Annotated in this window: 13 protein-coding genes; 9 read left to right on the plus strand and 4 right to left on the minus strand. The window is 40.6% G+C overall.

Going from position 1 to position 16,746, the window contains the following annotated elements; genetic code table 11:
- The first annotated feature begins 187 nt into the window (after positions 1-187).
- Entirely contained in the window at positions 188-745 is a 558-nt protein-coding gene (recR, locus tag ABF638_RS31410) for a recombination mediator RecR (RefSeq protein ID WP_069073197.1), read from the plus strand.
- 41 nt (positions 746-786) lie between these two features.
- Here recR and ABF638_RS31415 read toward each other — a convergent pair whose 3' ends face one another.
- The 4 genes from ABF638_RS31415 to dpdE all read right to left on the minus strand — a co-directional run bounded on the left by ABF638_RS31415 (position 787) and on the right by dpdE (position 10,034).
- Positions 787-4,047, minus strand: a complete 3,261-nt coding sequence (locus tag ABF638_RS31415; RefSeq protein ID WP_435026782.1) for a PAS domain-containing protein — start codon at positions 4,045-4,047, stop codon at positions 787-789.
- A 242-nt stretch (positions 4,048-4,289) separates the two neighbouring features.
- On the minus strand, positions 4,290-5,240 hold the full coding sequence (locus ABF638_RS31420) for an AAA family ATPase (RefSeq protein WP_435026783.1): 951 nt from the start codon (positions 5,238-5,240) through the stop codon (positions 4,290-4,292).
- A gap of 94 nt (positions 5,241-5,334) precedes the next feature.
- Positions 5,335-6,429: a DUF4350 domain-containing protein gene (locus ABF638_RS31425; protein ID WP_435026784.1), complete on the minus strand. Its 1,095-nt coding sequence runs from the start codon at positions 6,427-6,429 to the stop codon at positions 5,335-5,337.
- Between the two features lie 293 nt (positions 6,430-6,722).
- On the minus strand, positions 6,723-10,034 hold the full coding sequence (dpdE, locus tag ABF638_RS31430) for a protein DpdE (RefSeq protein WP_435026785.1): 3,312 nt from the start codon (positions 10,032-10,034) through the stop codon (positions 6,723-6,725).
- Positions 10,035-10,448: 414 nt separating this feature from the next.
- Between dpdE and ABF638_RS31435 the strand changes: the two genes are divergently transcribed.
- The 8 genes from ABF638_RS31435 to ABF638_RS31470 all read left to right on the plus strand — a co-directional run bounded on the left by ABF638_RS31435 (position 10,449) and on the right by ABF638_RS31470 (position 16,504).
- Positions 10,449-10,703 (plus strand): RNA-binding S4 domain-containing protein, encoded by a 255-nt coding sequence (locus ABF638_RS31435; RefSeq protein ID WP_435026786.1) that lies wholly within the window; start codon positions 10,449-10,451, stop codon positions 10,701-10,703.
- Between the two features lie 47 nt (positions 10,704-10,750).
- The gene (gene arfB, locus ABF638_RS31440) at positions 10,751-11,167 is read left to right on the plus strand and encodes an alternative ribosome rescue aminoacyl-tRNA hydrolase ArfB (RefSeq protein ID WP_069068197.1); all 417 of its coding nucleotides are present in this window, start codon (positions 10,751-10,753) and stop codon (positions 11,165-11,167) included.
- Between the two features lie 49 nt (positions 11,168-11,216).
- Positions 11,217-11,411: a hypothetical protein gene (locus ABF638_RS31445; RefSeq protein ID WP_435026787.1), complete on the plus strand. Its 195-nt coding sequence runs from the start codon at positions 11,217-11,219 to the stop codon at positions 11,409-11,411.
- Between the two features lie 567 nt (positions 11,412-11,978).
- Positions 11,979-12,863 (plus strand): lipid kinase, encoded by an 885-nt coding sequence (locus ABF638_RS31450; protein WP_435026788.1) that lies wholly within the window; start codon positions 11,979-11,981, stop codon positions 12,861-12,863.
- 97 nt (positions 12,864-12,960) lie between these two features.
- Entirely contained in the window at positions 12,961-13,566 is a 606-nt protein-coding gene (locus tag ABF638_RS31455; RefSeq protein ID WP_435026789.1) for an exopolysaccharide biosynthesis protein, read from the plus strand.
- A gap of 777 nt (positions 13,567-14,343) precedes the next feature.
- Positions 14,344-14,901 carry a hypothetical protein gene (locus tag ABF638_RS31460; protein WP_435026790.1) on the plus strand — a complete coding sequence of 186 codons (558 nt, stop codon included), beginning with the start codon at positions 14,344-14,346 and terminating at the stop codon, positions 14,899-14,901.
- Positions 14,902-15,562: 661 nt separating this feature from the next.
- Positions 15,563-15,979, plus strand: a complete 417-nt coding sequence (locus tag ABF638_RS31465; RefSeq protein ID WP_435026791.1) for a hypothetical protein — start codon at positions 15,563-15,565, stop codon at positions 15,977-15,979.
- A 33-nt stretch (positions 15,980-16,012) separates the two neighbouring features.
- Positions 16,013-16,504, plus strand: a complete 492-nt coding sequence (locus ABF638_RS31470) for a hypothetical protein (RefSeq protein ID WP_435026792.1) — start codon at positions 16,013-16,015, stop codon at positions 16,502-16,504.
- Positions 16,505-16,746: the final 242 nt, after the last annotated feature.

A 16,746-nucleotide genomic window follows, 5' to 3' on the forward strand; every position in this document is an offset into this window, starting at 1 on the left:
GACGCGATAAATCGCCGTCTCTACAAGTGTTTTGGTCTTATCTGAACTGTATTGGAGTCTGCTTGACTCCTGATAAATAAAATGACCAATCCAAAATTCTATAAGAATGTCATCATAGTTAAGGTAAAAACATTCTGGAGACAAGACAACGGTTTACGCACGCCCTTTAGCACGGTTAATTGAGCAATTGCAACGCCTACCGGGAGTTGGCCCTAAATCTGCCCAACGACTGGCTTTGCATATTTTGAAGCGACCAGAAGCAGAAGTAGAAGCTTTGGCACAAGCTTTAATTGAGGCAAAAAAACAGATTGGTTTGTGTTCTGTTTGCTTTCACTTATCCGCTGAACCTGTTTGTGAAATTTGCCGCAATGCCAACCGTGACAACAATACTATCTGTGTTGTAGCAGATCCTCGCGATGTGATTGCGCTGGAAAAAACCCGCGAATACAAAGGTAAGTATCACGTTTTAGGTGGGGTAATTTCGCCGATTGATGGAATTGGGCCAGAACAGTTGACTATCCTGGCTTTGCAGCGTCGGGTAAATCAGCAAAAACCTCAAGAAGTAATTCTCGCAATTAGTCCGAGTGTGGAAGGGGAGACAACAACACTATATATTGGTCAGTTATTGAAACCATTTACCAAGGTGACGCGAATTGCTTTTGGTTTACCTGTGGGTGGCGATTTAGAGTACGCAGATGAGGTGACTTTGGCGAGGGCGTTGGAAGGACGCCGGGAATTGGATTAGGTTTAAATTAAACTTTGGATTACAGAGAATTTTGAACTACACTATTCTTCACTCTCCACTCTTTCCTTAAGCAAATCTGCAATTGCGGTAAGTAATTCAGTTGGTTGGACTGGTTTGGCAATATGCTTCTGAAAACCAGCTGCTAAGACTCGATCGCGATCGCTTTCTCCAGCATAGGCGGTAAGGGCGATCGCTGGAATTTCCCCACCCTTCTCCTTGGGCATGGCTCTGAGCAGCCTAATCAGGCTGTAGCCATCCATTTCTGGCATTCCCAAATCACTGATTAATAAATTAGGTGCAGTCTGTGCTATAAAAGCCAGCGCCTCAGTTACCGATGCTGCGACAGTTATCAACGCCCCATTCTGTTGTAGCAAGAAGTGCAGAAACTCCCGTGTGTCAACATCATCATCAACAATCAATATTCGTAATCCACGGAGAAGTGACGAGTTAAATTTATCACCTGCTGCCCCTACTTTCCCTACTCCCCCTACTCCTTCACTCTCTTGCATCACGGGCAGTCTAATAGTAAAAACCGCTCCCTGTCCAATTCCTGGACTAGCTGCTGTTGCAGTACCACCATGCAACTCTACTAAGTGACGAACTATTGCCAATCCCAGTCCCAGTCCGCCAAATTTCCTGGTTGTGCTGCTATCGGCTTGACGAAAGTATTCAAACACGTGGGGTAGAAATTCGGGGGAAATACCTTGGCCTGTGTCTTTAACTTGAATTAAAGCTGAGTGGGGAGTCAATTCACGACTTAATGATAAGTTGACTTCCACTGAACCATGCGGGGGAGTGAACTTGACTGCATTTGAGAGTAAATTTCCCACAACTTGCTGTAAGCGATAATAATCGCCCAGCACTTTACCAACATTGGGGTCAAGCTGGATTTTGATCTGGATGGATTTGGTTTGGGCGATTAACCGGACTGTTTCTAATGCAGCATCAATTACAGATGCCAGGTTAACAGTGGCAAAAGTCAGGTTCAACTTACCGCGAATAATTCGGGATACATCCAGCAACTCATCAATTAATCGAATCTGCAATTGAGCATTTCTTTCGATGGTTTCTAAAGCACGATTTGTAGTAGCTTCGTCAAATTTGCGGCTTTTGAGTAGAGATGACCACCCTAGAATGGGGTTGAGTGGCGATCGCAATTCGTGAGAGAGAATAGCGAGAAACTCATCTTTATTCCGGTTTGCCTGTTTGAGTTCCTCTGCTTGTTGTCTAAGTGCCTTTTCTAATTGCTTCCTGGGGGTTAGGTCAAGAATAAAACAGATCCAAGATGCCGGCTCTCGCTCCACCAAAGCACCACCTATTAATATGGGAATGCGGGAACCATCCTTGCGGATGTATTCTTTTTCAAAGGGAGTACATATCCCAACCGTTAAAAGTTGCTCTATCCCCTGCTGATCTAGAGCATGATATTCCGGTGGGGTCATGTGTTGTCTGCGTACCTTACCCGCCAAAAGCTCCTCTCGCGTGTAACCCACCATTTCTAAAAAAGCCTCATTCGCCTCAGTAATGTAGTTAGGAGTGGCGAACATAATGCCAATAATGTTGGAATCAACTAACCGCCTTAATTGAGTTTCGCGCTGGCGCAAATCATTTTCTACCTGTTTGCGCTGGGTAATATCCTGAGCAATACCCGTCAAACGTACTGCCTTACCCTCGGCATCATAAAAGACGCGACCTTTAGCAGCAATCCAATGAATGCTACCATCAGACCAAAGGCTGCGGTATTCAATGTCACAGTCAATCTTTTCTTGAACAGAACGGACGATCGCTTCATCGACGCGTTGACGGTCTTCTAAATGTACACAGTTGAGGAAAAACTCATAGCCTATTTCGGCTTCTGGAGCAAGTCCAAACAACTGCTTGCATTTCTCTGTCCAAATTAACTCTTTGGTATTGATATTCCAACACCACATACCCAGTTCAGCAGCGGTAGTGGCCAGCCGAATCCGTTCTTCACTCTCGTGCAGGTTTGTTTCAATTTGTTGGCGTTCCTGGAGCGCAGCTTGGCGTTCGGTAATATTAGTAGTAGCACCAACTACCCTAACTACCTGACCATTTGCATCCCGGACTGCAAACCCCTGGTCTACCACCCACAAATAATGGCCATCCTTGTGACGCACCCGATACTCGATGCTATAACGGTTGCCATTGGCCATACTAGCCATGAACTGGTCATTAACTCTTTGTTGGTCATCGGGATGGATGAGTTTTTGCCACCACTCAAAACTAGGTTCAGCCTCTTGTTGTGTGTAGCCAAAAACCTGGGTTAAACCCTGAGTTCTTTCCACAGTATTTCTGTGAATTTCCCAGTCATAGATTAGGCAATTAACTGCCGCTGCTGCTAGCTCAAATCTTTCATTACTTTTCCGCAGGGAAATTTCTGTGCATCGTCGCTCTGTAATATCAAAAGCGATTCCCAAAAGATATTGGGGCAATCCATCAGCAGTTCTGCTATATACAGTGTCATAGCTACAAAACCATCGCCAATCTCCATTAGCGTGTCGAATCTGGTATTCAAAGCTGAGGACTTCGCCCTGACGAGTAGAATTAAATTTTTCAAAATAGCTAGGGAGTCGGGCTAAATCTTCAGGGTGTAGAAGTTGGGTAAATAACTCCTTTCCCATTGCCTGGATTTCTGCTGGCGTGTAGCCCCAACCTTGAGCAATTTCGTAATTAACGTAAGAATTTCGCTGTTCAATTAGGTCATAAATGTAGAGTATCCCCGGAAGAGTGCCAGCAATTTGTTGGAACAGACGGTGACTATCCCACACTGCCTGAAATTCATCTGCATCAACTTGTTGAGTATCTTGTCCACAGTTACAGTTCTCTTCAAGCTGGGCGTGCTTAGATTCGGTAATATCCAAAAAAGTTGTGACGATCGCGTAGGGATTGCTTCCTTCAACTTGAAACAGAGGTTGGGAGGACAACAAGAGCCAGACTAGCTCACTATTTGGCTTATAAAAGCCACACACCACGTTCCAACAAGGTTTAGCAGTTTTCAGGGCAATGATCGCTGGGTGAGTCTCAATAAGGAAAGGAGAGCCATCTTCATGAATAAATTGCCACTTGGGATCGAGAAAGTTTTGCCCCACAAGCTGCTCTGCTGTCAGTCCCAGAATGCGATCGCCAGCAGCATTGCAAGCCTGGATAGTGCCATCAGCCAACTGAAGCACCATTCCCTCTTCTCCACTGGCTACTAGCGAATCACTTGCTTTTTTACTAACTTGCCGATGCAGCAGCTTATCATTAGCCAGCTGGTTTTGGGGCTTTTCCGCGTCTGGCATTCTATAAAGTTAAATAAATTTAAACTTAATCTAAGATTCAGCGGCTCATGCTTACATAAATTTTAGGGCAATTTCTTCCACATTGAGACTGAATATGCCTTCTGCCTCCTGCCTTGAAAGTGCTGAGTGCTAAGTGCTGAGTGCTGAGTGAGGAGTTAGGAATTTTCCCCCTGCCTTCTGCCTCCTGCCTCCTGCCTCCTGCCCCCTGCCTCCTTCACTAGAAATCCCTTACAAATAATTTTTTACCTTGGAACTGGTACTTGGTTAATTACCGACGCAATTACTGCATCCATTTGTAAACCATCCAGCATTGCTTCTGGTTTCAAAATCAGGCGATGACGTAGCAGCGGCGATGCAACTGCTTTAACATCATCTGGTGTGACAAAATCTCTTCCAGTTAACCAGGCTAATGCTTGAGATGTCTGCAACCAAGCACCGGCGGCGCGAGGCGATGCACCCAAAGTTAAATCAGGATACTGACGCGATGTTCTCACCAACGCCAACAAATAATCAACGATCGCTTCTGATACTTTAACTTCTTTGACTGCTTGTCGTGCTTGCAAAATGTCGGCTACTGTTGCGATTGGTTTCAAACGGCTAATATCCAAACGCCGGGCTGCAAAACCCGCTTGACGATTCAGTAACATTTGTTTTTCAGCAGCTTGATCTGGATAATCTACCACCAGCTTAAATAGAAATCTGTCCAACTGCGCCTCTGGTAAGGGATAAGTCCCCTCAAATTCCAGAGGATTTTGGGTTGCAATCACCCAAAATAAATCGGGTAAGGGCAAACTTTCACCATCCAGCGTTACCTGCATCTCTTCCATCGCTTCCAGTAGCGCTGCTTGGGTTTTGGGAGGAGTACGATTGATTTCGTCAGCTAGCAGCACTTCGGTAAATATTGGCCCTTTTTTCAAAGTGAAATTGCGGCTATTTAAGTCAAAAATATTTGTACCAGTAATATCTGAAGGTAAAACATCTGGTGTTAGTTGAATCCGGCGAAAATCTCCTTGGATTAACTGCGCCAACACTTTTACTAAGAGAGTTTTACCAGTTCCCGGTACTCCTTCTAAAATTACGTGCCCACCCGCTAGCAGTGCTACTAAAAGTTGTTGTATTAAACTAGATTGTCCGACAATAACTTGATTAAGACCTTGACCAAGTCCGATTAAGATAGGATGAGTTTCGCCCATATTTTTTATTGATAAATAACTAATACAGAAATATTATGCATAATTCCCAAAAATTAATTACGTTAGCGTAGCGGTAGCGAGTCCGCGAGCGTCATTACGAATTACGAATTAATCTAATGGTTCGCCATTTCCCCAACCAGCTTAACAGTTCTCGTTCACTGATGGGTTGTTTGCGAGATTGTAGCTTTAAAACTGCATCTAATTCTCCTGCACTTGCGCCTGTTTTTTCTATCCAGAAATTAATTAAAGCTTGGCGTTCTAAAAGTACTTGCCCTAATCCCAAAGCTTTTTGGAGTTGTAGTTGTTCTTGTTTACCCACCATCTCTACAACAAAGTTGGTGGTATCAGCTTTCTGCAACACTCCCGCTAAAGCTTGGATGTATGCTTCGCTGTTATCTGCAACTGGTGTATCTAAAGCTACTGGTTTGCCAAAGCGGCGATTCTGCGCCCAAGTTAGTACTAATAGCAGGATACCTACCTGTATCAATATTGGAAATAAAGGAGTTTTAGCAAAAAAACTAAATAGATTTCCTTCGCTTTCTTTCTTTCTGACATCGGCATCTTTATAGCCGTGGATGTATTCATCGACGAATACTGTGTTGCTTTTTTCAGTTACTAAACTGGCTAGGTACTTGAAATTACTTAAATAATCTTGGTAGGCATTGGCGGCTAAATAAGGAGTGGTAGAAAAAATTACCTTTCCCTGTTTGTAATTTTCTTCCCAGACAACAGCACCAAAGCGATCGCCTAAATTAACTTCTTGAGAGTTAGCTTTTTTATATCGTCTACGTGTATCAATTTTAATATCACCTTGGGAAGATTTCTGCATAGTGCTAAACTCCGCTTCTGTAACCCGCCCCCCAGCCCCCAAAATTACCAAAGTATTCCCTTTTTCTACCCATTCACGCTCTTGATTATCCAGTGTCGTCTCCCTTGGATAGCCGCCTACCTGTAGTAGAGTAACTGGGCTGTTTTCTGGCTCAATGTCACTAAAAGGCTTTTGCCAGCGCTTGATAGATGTTCCCTGCTGTTGCATAAAAGCATACCAAGCACCATAGCCATCAGGAGCGCGGTTATAGGTAGAGCCAGTGTTAAGTTTAGTATTATTGGGAGCCGCAACCAAACTAAGTAAAACGATCGCAGCGAGTGCGATCGCTCCTATCCAAGCAAGGCGATTTGAACGTTTCATTTTCGATCACTATAAATGACTTCGTTTCAGTATCACTAGTGCTAATACTTACTTATTTTTCCGGTAAAGTCAAAAATATAGTTAGTTTTTTTACACCAGTTTTGATTTAATTGGAAGTTGCAAAAAACCCCACCCTATGTAAGGAGTGGGGTTTATACGGTAACTAAGGCTATTTAACCGCACATAGATAATATCAGATATGGCAATTGACAGCTAGGTTAGGACATAAACTGATGGTAAAACCTCGACACTAAGAGACTTTCAAGCCTATTGCCTATTGCCTGTTCCCTACATCAATCAAATTGCATAAGCGATCGCCCCGATACAACAATAAAACCGACAGAATCAAGCCTCAGAAGGGGCTGACGAATTCCCTCTAGAATGGCTGCATTTAAAGCAGTTTCTATCTTCAATTCTTCAGCTAATGCATTATCCCAACTTTGCTGGTTCAAACGTAGACGCAATTGTTCTACTCTATTGGCTAATTTCTTTTCGGCAACTTTAGCACAACTTTGGCACAATTCAATAAAATCGGGACGATTGGAAAGTAATTCCGCAGAAGTATTACGCACTTGATAGCAGAAATTTTGCCACTTACTAGGGTCAACAAAATCGTCAATAATTTCTAAGCGCTCTTTTGCTAGATTGTAATCTCGTCCTTGATTATTGTTTTTATCTTTATATGGACGTTGCAAAATACTTAAAAGGGCTTTATCCTCAACGACACGTATTGGCTCATTGCGACCATCAACATAGATTGTTTCTATAATTGGCGGAAATAAAGCATCAACACGTCGCTGCAAGTTTTTGAATTGAGAATTATCTAGTTTGTTATCTAGTAAAACTTGTTTGGCATTTCTTAAATTTGCTTCAACTACATAATTGCATTGAAAACCGAACCACTCCTTTCCTTCTTTCGCATCCCAAGATGCATCAGTGCGCCACATCGCAAAGGCTTCACCTCGGTCATCCCAGTTTATATAGTTCCAGAGTGCTTCGACAAATCCTTCCCCGACTCGAAAGAGTTTAACACCTGCATTCTGGTTTGCTACTCTGCGATTATAAGTACCAAATTGGTCTAGATAACTATCAGCAAAACGGTTTTTTAACTCATTTATGGGAACCAATGTCCGCGTTGAAGGTTGATAACGTCGCATATCTGATGAATCTGGATTATTGAGTCCTCTGAATCCCAGCGCATCACAAATCCAGCCTTCAATAGCTCGTTTCATTTCTAGATGACAAGCATCGTAATTATCTAGCTCTTGAAAATACTCGGTGGCAATTTCATCGTTAGCGTCAATTTCATCTAGAGCATTTTGTTCGCTAATCTTTGCTATTTCAGCTTCAATTTGCTCTTGAATTGGTGAAATCATTTCTAACAATCCAGTAGCACTTGATTGAAACAAAGTTGTTTCCAATTCTGCAAGTTTCTCATCCACATAAAACTGGAGACTGGCAATTGATTGTTGGAAAATACCAAACCCATCTTTTAATACTTTATACCAAGCATTGTGAGGGCTATCTTCCAAATAGGGGCCAATCAAGGCGCAGGATTGGATGCCAATTTTGCTGCCAATGCGGTCAAGTCTGCCAATTCTCTGTTCTAATTGATTAGGCGACCAAGGAAGGTCAAAATGAATTAACCAATCGGCAAACTGGAGGTTACGCCCTTCTTCTCCAGAGCGATCGCATACTAAAATAAAGCAGTTTGGGTTATCCTTGAACCTATTTAAGCCTTCCTCAACCTTCTCGGGTGATTCTCCAAATTGATGGCTAGCTATTGTCTCTGCACCAAAGGTATCAGATAAATACCGGACAATTTCGCCACAAGTTTGCACAAAACTGGTAAATACAATAAATTTGGGCAGAATATCGCCAGTAATTGGTCTACGAATTCTCTGCTGTATCCTCGTGATGAATTCGTTTTGATTCTTCCGAATGTTTGCGGGAATTTTGAAGTATGTACCTAACTGATTCAGCAGGACTGTTTTCAAATTTTCCCTCCGTTCTCCGTCCTCTTGAGGTTGACGAATAATTTTTAGAAAGGATTGCAGAATCTCTTCTTCCCCGGAGAATTTGGGGGTTGTAGTTAAGATGCGAACATCATCTTCTTTAAACTCCTGGATGAGTTTAGTATGAGGTTTACCAGTTAAACGGGCGGTAATTACCTGTTCTAAAATGCCTAACCAAGTACCAGCAGCTAGGAATAACAGCAGAAAAATTCGCTGATATTGCTTGTCACCAGGAGCAACACTACGCCATTGATTGAGTAGTTCGTGGATATCAAGCGATCGCTCGTCCAAATCATACTCTTCTTTCGGCGTAAAATTCCGGTCAAAGATCACATCTTCCACTGCCGCGCGGCGGTTGCGAAGCATTCGGCGGTGTAGTCGATAGGTATCGCTGACGTGGACACGAATTGCTTGGACGATTTGCTCTTGCTCAGTAGAATTTGTTTGTAAACAATTTTCTAAATCATCCGCCAGCTTCAGTAAATACTCATCCTCAGTAAAGAGGTTTCGTAGTTGCTGCAAGTTGTTTTTGAGAACCAGAGGTTCCGCACCTTCTTTAAAAGAAAGGAGAACTTTACCAACTTGCTGACGGCTTTCTACTTTGGCGCGAAAACCTTCTAAATCACCAATTTTATAGGTTGTTGGGTCAAGCAAGTGCAACATGGCCAGAAAATCCTGCTCATGGTTGAGTACAGGAGTGGCAGATAATAAAAGTAAGCGATCGCTTTTATGAGCAAGTTCTTTGCAAGTCTGAAAACGCTGGCGCACTGTTGCATCCTTTGAGGTTGCCATTGCTGCGATATGATGGGCTTCATCTAAAATTAAGCAGCCTATCTTCGCTTTCAGGTTGATTTTATGGATATCTTCAACCGCCAGCACCGCTACCCGTTTGCCAAAATGGGAAATGTAAAACTTGTTTTCTAACTCAAGCCGCCATTGTTTGAGCAAATATTGCGGAACTAATACCACCGCATTTTTTTTCGGTTCATCCAGGAGGAACTGACGGAGAATCGCACCCGCTTCGATGGTTTTTCCGAGTCCCACCTCGTCTGCTAGCAAGTAGCGCTGAATTGGGTCTTCCAGTACCCGCCGCACAACTTCAACTTGGTGAGGATAAAGATTGATATTTGCCGAAATCAATCCTGTCATCCCGCGACTGACAGCGCGTTGCTTAATCAAGGATTTCACAAACGCCAATCTTTTATCGTGGAAGTAGGGCGTTTCGTGACCCTTCATCGCCAGAGTTTGGATGGGGTCTGTATTTGGGAGATTACAACGAACGTAAATATCTTCTTCAGATGCGATCGCAGTTTTCTTGTCTGGTAAATCAATTTGATACATTTCCGTATCTTCATCCCAGATGAAAACTCTGCCAACTATCCATTTATCCTGGGTTGGGGATTTAATATAGCATCGAGCCTGTGGTTCCAGCCTAACCTGAGAGAGCGAACTTACAGGTAAAGTTTTTTGAAGACGTTGCCCTATCGAGCAGAAATACTCAACGTTTGCATTGGCATCAGATATTTCGGTAACTTTTCCGATACCCAAATAGTTATTCTGGGACTGTACCAATAAACCAAGCTTAATCATAGATCCAGTCCCCTGAACACACTAAAAGAACCTTCCAGACTGGTTTTTTAACCCATATCTGGAAATTTTGTCGATCAACATTATAGATAATAAACTGGTATTACAGTTTTTCGTTTTAGCGATCGCTATGCTTTTACGAAGATACAAAAGCTTACTCAAAATCAGCATATTTGTGCTTTTACCTAAGATTACTGATTTTTGAGTATAAATTCATCTTCCGATTGATAGACTCAGCAGCATTCAAGTCTGGCATATCAGTTTGAGACTAGGCTGAACCTCAAGAATATCCATTTAAACTGGACAAAGTACTTTAGGCTTCATTTAATTTCATCTAGGCTGATATATAGCTCGATAGATTCACGTTTTACCTTGATCACGCCACGATACAATTAAGTTAATGTAGTTTTATTTACGATGAAGAAAGTCAGAGACAACACAATTAAGTTAAATCAATTTTTAAAGTTGATGGGTATAGTACCAACTGGAGGCCAAGCCAAACTGATGATTCAAGGTGGCGATGTCCAAGTAAATGGTATGTTAGAAACCCGCCGAGGACGGCGACTAGTACCAGGTGATAAAGTCACAATACAAGGACAGACTTTAGAGGTGAATTTAAACAACAATGAAGACCCAGATATAGTAATAGATTTAACCGAACAAACCGAGTAAAGAAAGTTTATCCCAAATTTAAAAGTTTCTCTTTTTCCTTGTGAGTAATGCTGCAAATTTCCAACAAAGTTATTATCCCACAGACTGATATTGAAATTACTGCGATTCGCTCCCAAGGGGCAGGAGGCCAAAATGTTAACAAGGTTTCCACCGCGATCCACTTGCGCTTCGACATTGTGGCTTCATCATTACCCGATTATTATAAACAACAGCTTTTAAAGCTGAACGATCGACGCATTACCCAAGAAGGAGTTGTCGTAATCAAAGCCCAGGAACACCGAAGCCAAGAGAATAATCGGGAGTCAGCCTTGAAACGACTTCAAGAACTCATTCAAAGCGCAGTTGTAGTGACAATAAAACGCAAGCCCACCAAACCAACTCGCAGTTCTCAAAGAAAGCGCCTTGACTACAAAACTAAGCGCGGACAGGTTAAATCTAACAGAGGGCAGGTGACAGATTGTTGATTCATCGATTATTAGTAGAAAATATACGTATCATTCAATCTTAAAAAAGATGAATAAGACATTACTAAAGATTTTGATGTTTGGGCTTTTAATCTTGTTTATCCTCTCTCCCTTTGCGGCCCTTGCTAGTTTAATGCTTGTACTGTTAGTTGCGGCGTTTTTCTTTTTACTAGGAGACGTACTTCAAGCAATTATTGGTGGTGATACTGGCCCTAAAGAGTCACAAGAGCAAAATTCCCAATGAAAATAGGGATTTCCAAGATAAAGCTGGTTTCAAGCTGCGATCGCTTTAGCGTAGACAGTTTCCAATATGTCACATCATGAGTTCACATATATAATTGTTTTCTCAACCAAAAATTAAATAATTGTAATACCGATTACCTGTGAGGTTGCATAGAACAAGTTGCTTGAGAAATTTATCTCAGCAAGTCTGATTTTGTGTGGCTTCACAAATAATTTGTATAACCATTAATACAAATTAAATCTCTAAATATGTATCTATACTAATGAAAAATATCCATTTTTTGGGGCATGATATTATTTGAATAATCCTCTATTTATTAAAATAAATACCTAAATTCTAGTTGAGTGTCAGTAACAATTATATTTACTTGGTATTGATCCACTGAGTACTAATATAGCTAAACTAGATAAAAGAAAAATTAAAAAGTTAGCATTCACAATATAATAAGTGTTAACAAAATAATTTTTTATAAACTTCATAACAGCCTAAACACTTTTTTATAGTTACCTTAAAGCAGAATATATAGATGCGGATAATTGGACATATCAACTACAAAAGGTACTAACCATGAGTTCCCGCGCACTGCTGTTAGTAAATCGTCATGCCCGCCAAGGGCAAAAGGGTCTGTCAGAAGCGATTGAATATCTGAAGACACTCGACTTTGATTTAATTGAGGAGTCTACAGAAAATCCCAAACATCTTGCTGAAGTTATAATTCGCTATCAGCATGAAGTTGACTTCGTAATTATTGGTGGAGGAGATGGCACTCTAAATGCCGCAGTAGATGCTTTAATTGATACTCAGTTACCTTTGGGAATCTTGCCTCTGGGAACTGCCAACGATCTAGCAAGGACTTTGGGAATCCCCAATTCCCTTAGCGAAGCTTGCAAAATTATTGCAGATGGAAATTTACAGCGCATCGACTTGGGTTGTGTAAACGGCAAGCACTTTTTTAACGTTGCCAGTATGGGATTGAGTGTAAAAATTACCCAACGACTTACCAAAGAAGTCAAACGCCGTTGGGGAATACTTGCTTATGCCGCTACTGCATTGCAAGTGCTTTGGGAAGCTAGACCTTTTTCTGCCGAGATTGTGATCAAGGGTGAATCAGTTCGTGTCAAAACAGTGCAAATTGCTGTGGGTAACGGCCGCTATTACGGCGGCGGTATGGCAGTGGCTGACGATGCCACAATAGATGACCAAAGGTTAGACCTTTATAGCTTAGAAATTCAACACTGGTGGCAAATTATATTATTACTACCCGCAATGAGACAAGGGCGACATATACATTGGCAGAATGTGCGTTCTCTTCAAGGTCAAGAAATAGAGGTGTATACTCGCAAACCGCGCCCTATTAATACAGATGGTGAAATCACTACTTACACTCCTGCTCATTTTCGGGTTATACCTAGAGCTATAGCTGTTTTAGTACCCTCAAAAATCAGGAGTTAGGAATCATTCAATTTTAGATTTTAGATTTTCCTTCAATCCAAAATCTAAAATATCTCCCTCTGCTACCAATGTGGGAACTCGCATCAACTCACGCCAAATGCATCTGAGATTTTCTGAAGATATAAAGTCCCTGTTGCAACGCCTAGCAGAACAACCACTGACTCTAGGTGATATTCTGGCAGAAACCTCAGAAAGAGGCTTCAGCCTGGTAATTACATTATTAGTTTTGCCTTTTTTATTTCCTATGCCACCAGGATTAACTGGCCCTTTTGGTGGTGCTTGTTTACTATTGTCAGTGCAAATGCTTTTAGGGAGGCGATCGCCTTGGCTACCCAAAAAAATCGCTAACTACCAATTTCCTCGTCCCTTTGCCCAGTTGCTTTTGCAAAATTTGGGGCGTCTTACCAAAGTTTTCCAGAAAATCGCCCGTCCCCGATTGCCAAAAATAGCCCATAATCCTTTAATTTGGCGAATTAATGGGTTTTGTCTTTCTTTATTAACAATATTACTAATATTACCAATTCCGTTTACAAATCCCATTCCCACTATAGGGATTTTACTTTTGACTGTTGCCACTATCGAATCGGACGGTTTATTAATTTGCATCAGCTACGGCATTACTGCCCTGATTACCTTGTTATTTGGGTTTCTTGGTTATGCAGTATGGTTAGCTCCCAGTTTGCTGCCATCAATATTTAAATAATAAAAGCCCCCAACTAAAAGTTGAGGGCTGTAATTTATTAGGGTGCATCTACCATTTATTAATCCGCTTTAGTTATTGACATATCCGGGCAAATTAAATTTTTGACAAAATTTAGTTGTCTCGAATAAAAAAATATCAGCAATAAAAAAGCCTTCAACTAAAAGCTGAGGGCTGTAATTTATTAAGGTGCATCTACCATTTATTAATCCACTTTATTTATTGCCATATCCGGGTAAATTAGACTTTTATCTAAATTTATTTTCTTCATATCTTAAAAATATCAGCAATAAAAAAGCCTTCAACTAAAAGCTGAGGGCTATGATTTAATTAAGGTGCATCTACCATTTATTAATCCGCTTTAGCTATTGCCATATCCGGGTAAATTAGATTTTTGAAAAAAATTAGTTTTCCTGAATAAAAAATATTAGCAATAAAAAAAAGCCCCCAACTAAAAGCTGAAGGCTGTGATTTAATTAAGGTGCATCTACTATTTATATATCCGCCTTAGTTCTTGCTGCATCAGGAAGAATTGAAAAAAAATGGATGGCTGTAGAATTGATTTCGTTAGCTACAACGCTAGTACTAGCCTCAATGAGGATCACCTACGGTTTTTGACTAGGTAATCATTGACCTACTTCACAGTAATTTTACAAATGTCCTGATTTTCCTCTGGATACACAAAGTTTCTGTTAATATCTCTGATCGGATATCCGCAATAGTACTAATTTAGTTTATTAGTTGGGTATATGACTATAAAAGTTAGACACACCCAACTTGATGAAGCGATCGCAATTTCTATTAGCCCTTGCTAGTCTTAGTATTGTCGGGGGAAGCTTTTTTCTGAGAACAGCTTTTAGCAGTACTAGCCAGCCTAAAATAATAACTGATACATCACGCTACAAAGAAATTCGTAATCAACTATGGTCTGATAATGACCAAGTAAAACATTTTCCTCATGAGATTCCCACTGATGCCAAAGGTGTTCGCATTGCTTACTCTCCCAAATTTTTGCAAGGAAGTGGTTTTTTTCAAATTAGGCTGAAAGAGCCGCCAAAAAAGATCGAAAAATTACTTTCACAATACAGAAGTAGTGCAAAGCACAAATATAGGGGTGGAAACACAAACGACCACATAAACCAGCCTAACGGTGTGCCGACAACTTTCTTCTACACCAGTGACTCTCCAGCGGAATCTTTTCCAGCTAATTATGAAATACTGGTATTAAATACACAGGACAAAGGTAGACCTGGCTTCAAGTGGAATCATGGAGATAGCTACGGCGTTGCTATTAATAGTACTGCTTCAGAAATTATTTATTGGTCTGAAAAATGGTAATTCGCAATTTTAAAATAAATTTTAATCATCATAATAAAAATCATTCATTATTTAGGACATCATACTTCAGAAATAATACCTAAATGAGTGGTTTCATACAAGAAGAGAATAACTAAAACTGGGTTTTAAAGTTTTAACTCCCCTTGAGGAGAGGTTGGCGAGGGGTAAAAAGCCATTCCACAAAACGAGAAATTAAGACTTGTGTATTTTTCTTTTTTGGTATGAAACCACCCTGCTACTGAATTTTTAATTCAGTGGTCTTTAATCAGTCGAGAGTTCAGAAGCTAATACCAATTCGATGTGAGGTTGCGCTTTATTCGCGTAGCGGCAATTCCCTGCGGGTTGTTCTCGTAAGAGTCGCCGCTTCTCTACGAACGCGAATAGCGTGTCGTAGACAGACGCTTTGCGTAGCTTGCTTCGACCTAGGAGTATGCGTCTACATAAATTGTCGCTACAGTCTGTAGTTTTGTATCAGTTTTATAGGCGCATCGTTCAAACAGAAATAGTATAAAACTGATTGATAATTATGAATTACCTTGAATGTTACTGTATAAAAAATAACAAGAGTTAAGTGCTTTTCTTATACAAGAACACATCTAACTGCTACAGTTCATAGTGTTGTGTTCAATTCCCAATAAGTTAAGCAATAGAGGTATGCAAAATGAAAAATCTAGTAAAGAGCCTTCTTGATGAACGAATCAAATCGGTGATTAGATCATCTGAACTATATCAAGCTTTATATAATAAAATGCATTCAAGTAAGCTAGCTGTTGCGGGCAAAAGGCTTGATATTTGTGCCAATGAAGTTGCTATCTATCTACTTCAGTCTGGTAAAGATAAATATGTATTACGTGATAAAATTTGCCTTGAAATTGGAAGTGGATGGTTGTTGACTCATTCGTTAGTCTTTTACCTTCTTGGAGCCAAAAAGGTTTATGCGACGGATGTTTACCCGTTATTACAACCAGAAAATATTTTTAAAGCCGTGTGTAAGTCTGTAGATTGGAGTATCTTAGATAGTCTATCTACATTTGAAGATCGTGAGATTATCAACTTACGTTTAAAGAAACTACTTTAATTCAAAAATTTATCCGTATAAGTCTTACAAGACTTGGGTATAGAATACGTTGCTCCAATTGATTTATCTCAAAAACTACCTAGTAAAGAAAAAATAGATTTCATCTTCTCCAAATCTGTGTTAGAGCATGTACCAGTTGATGATGTTGTGCCACTTTTAAAAAATCTTGTAGATAGCCTCTCTGAAGATGGCTTTATGTTTCATCTCATTCATTTACTTGATCATAAAAATTTAAAAGAAAGACCATTTGATTTATTTGTTTATCAACAAGAAGCTTACTCAAGAGAGTTACAATCAAGGTGGGGAAATCGAATTAGACGAAGCGAATGGAAGCAGATATTTTCTAATATTAAGCACTTGGACTCTAAATTTATATTTGAGTGGTCGTGCAAGGACAGAGAATTACCAGACAAAATCGACTCGTCTATTCAATATACAGATGAAGAAGACTTAAGAATCTCCCATATCGGTGTAGTTGGAAAATTCACATCGCTTCGGAAAGTCAATTCTTATACCAATTCTTGATGAACACTCATAGAAATAACCCAATCTCCCCAAGGCATCGGAGAGGTTGGGAGGCAATATTATTTCGGATGAAACCAACAATCTCTCTTTTGGTCTGGGGAAAAGTTAAAGGGCAAGGGGTAAAGGTAAATTCAAACCATTTCCCCCCTAAGAGAAAAGTATTGGGTTGGGAGGGGTAAAAATAATGTGCAGCTTCTTAGAGAATTGGTCTTATACCAATTCTCTAAGAAGCTGCACAGAAT

The organism is Nostoc sp. CALU 1950 (assembly GCF_051172895.1).
In the GTDB taxonomy this organism is placed as follows: domain Bacteria; phylum Cyanobacteriota; class Cyanobacteriia; order Cyanobacteriales; family Nostocaceae; genus Nostoc; species Nostoc edaphicum_A.

Excerpts from the sequence above, each read along its gene's own strand:
- ABF638_RS31425 (WP_435026784.1), bottom strand. The coding sequence starts at position 6,429 with ATGAAACGTTCAAATCGCCTTGCTTGGATAGGAGCGATCGCACTCGCT.
- arfB (WP_069068197.1), top strand. The coding sequence starts at position 10,751 with ATGCTGCAAATTTCCAACAAAGTTATTATCCCACAGACTGATATTGAA.
- ABF638_RS31450 (WP_435026788.1), top strand. The coding sequence starts at position 11,979 with ATGAGTTCCCGCGCACTGCTGTTAGTAAATCGTCATGCCCGCCAAGGG.
- ABF638_RS31435 (WP_435026786.1), top strand. The coding sequence starts at position 10,449 with ATGAAGAAAGTCAGAGACAACACAATTAAGTTAAATCAATTTTTAAAG.
- ABF638_RS31415 (WP_435026782.1), bottom strand. The coding sequence starts at position 4,047 with ATGCCAGACGCGGAAAAGCCCCAAAACCAGCTGGCTAATGATAAGCTG.
- ABF638_RS31465 (WP_435026791.1), top strand. The coding sequence starts at position 15,563 with ATGAAAAATCTAGTAAAGAGCCTTCTTGATGAACGAATCAAATCGGTG.
- ABF638_RS31455 (WP_435026789.1), top strand. The coding sequence starts at position 12,961 with ATGCATCTGAGATTTTCTGAAGATATAAAGTCCCTGTTGCAACGCCTA.
- ABF638_RS31420 (WP_435026783.1), bottom strand. The coding sequence starts at position 5,240 with ATGGGCGAAACTCATCCTATCTTAATCGGACTTGGTCAAGGTCTTAAT.
- dpdE (WP_435026785.1), bottom strand. The coding sequence starts at position 10,034 with ATGATTAAGCTTGGTTTATTGGTACAGTCCCAGAATAACTATTTGGGT.
- ABF638_RS31445 (WP_435026787.1), top strand. The coding sequence starts at position 11,217 with ATGAATAAGACATTACTAAAGATTTTGATGTTTGGGCTTTTAATCTTG.
- ABF638_RS31460 (WP_435026790.1), top strand. The coding sequence starts at position 14,344 with ATGAAGCGATCGCAATTTCTATTAGCCCTTGCTAGTCTTAGTATTGTC.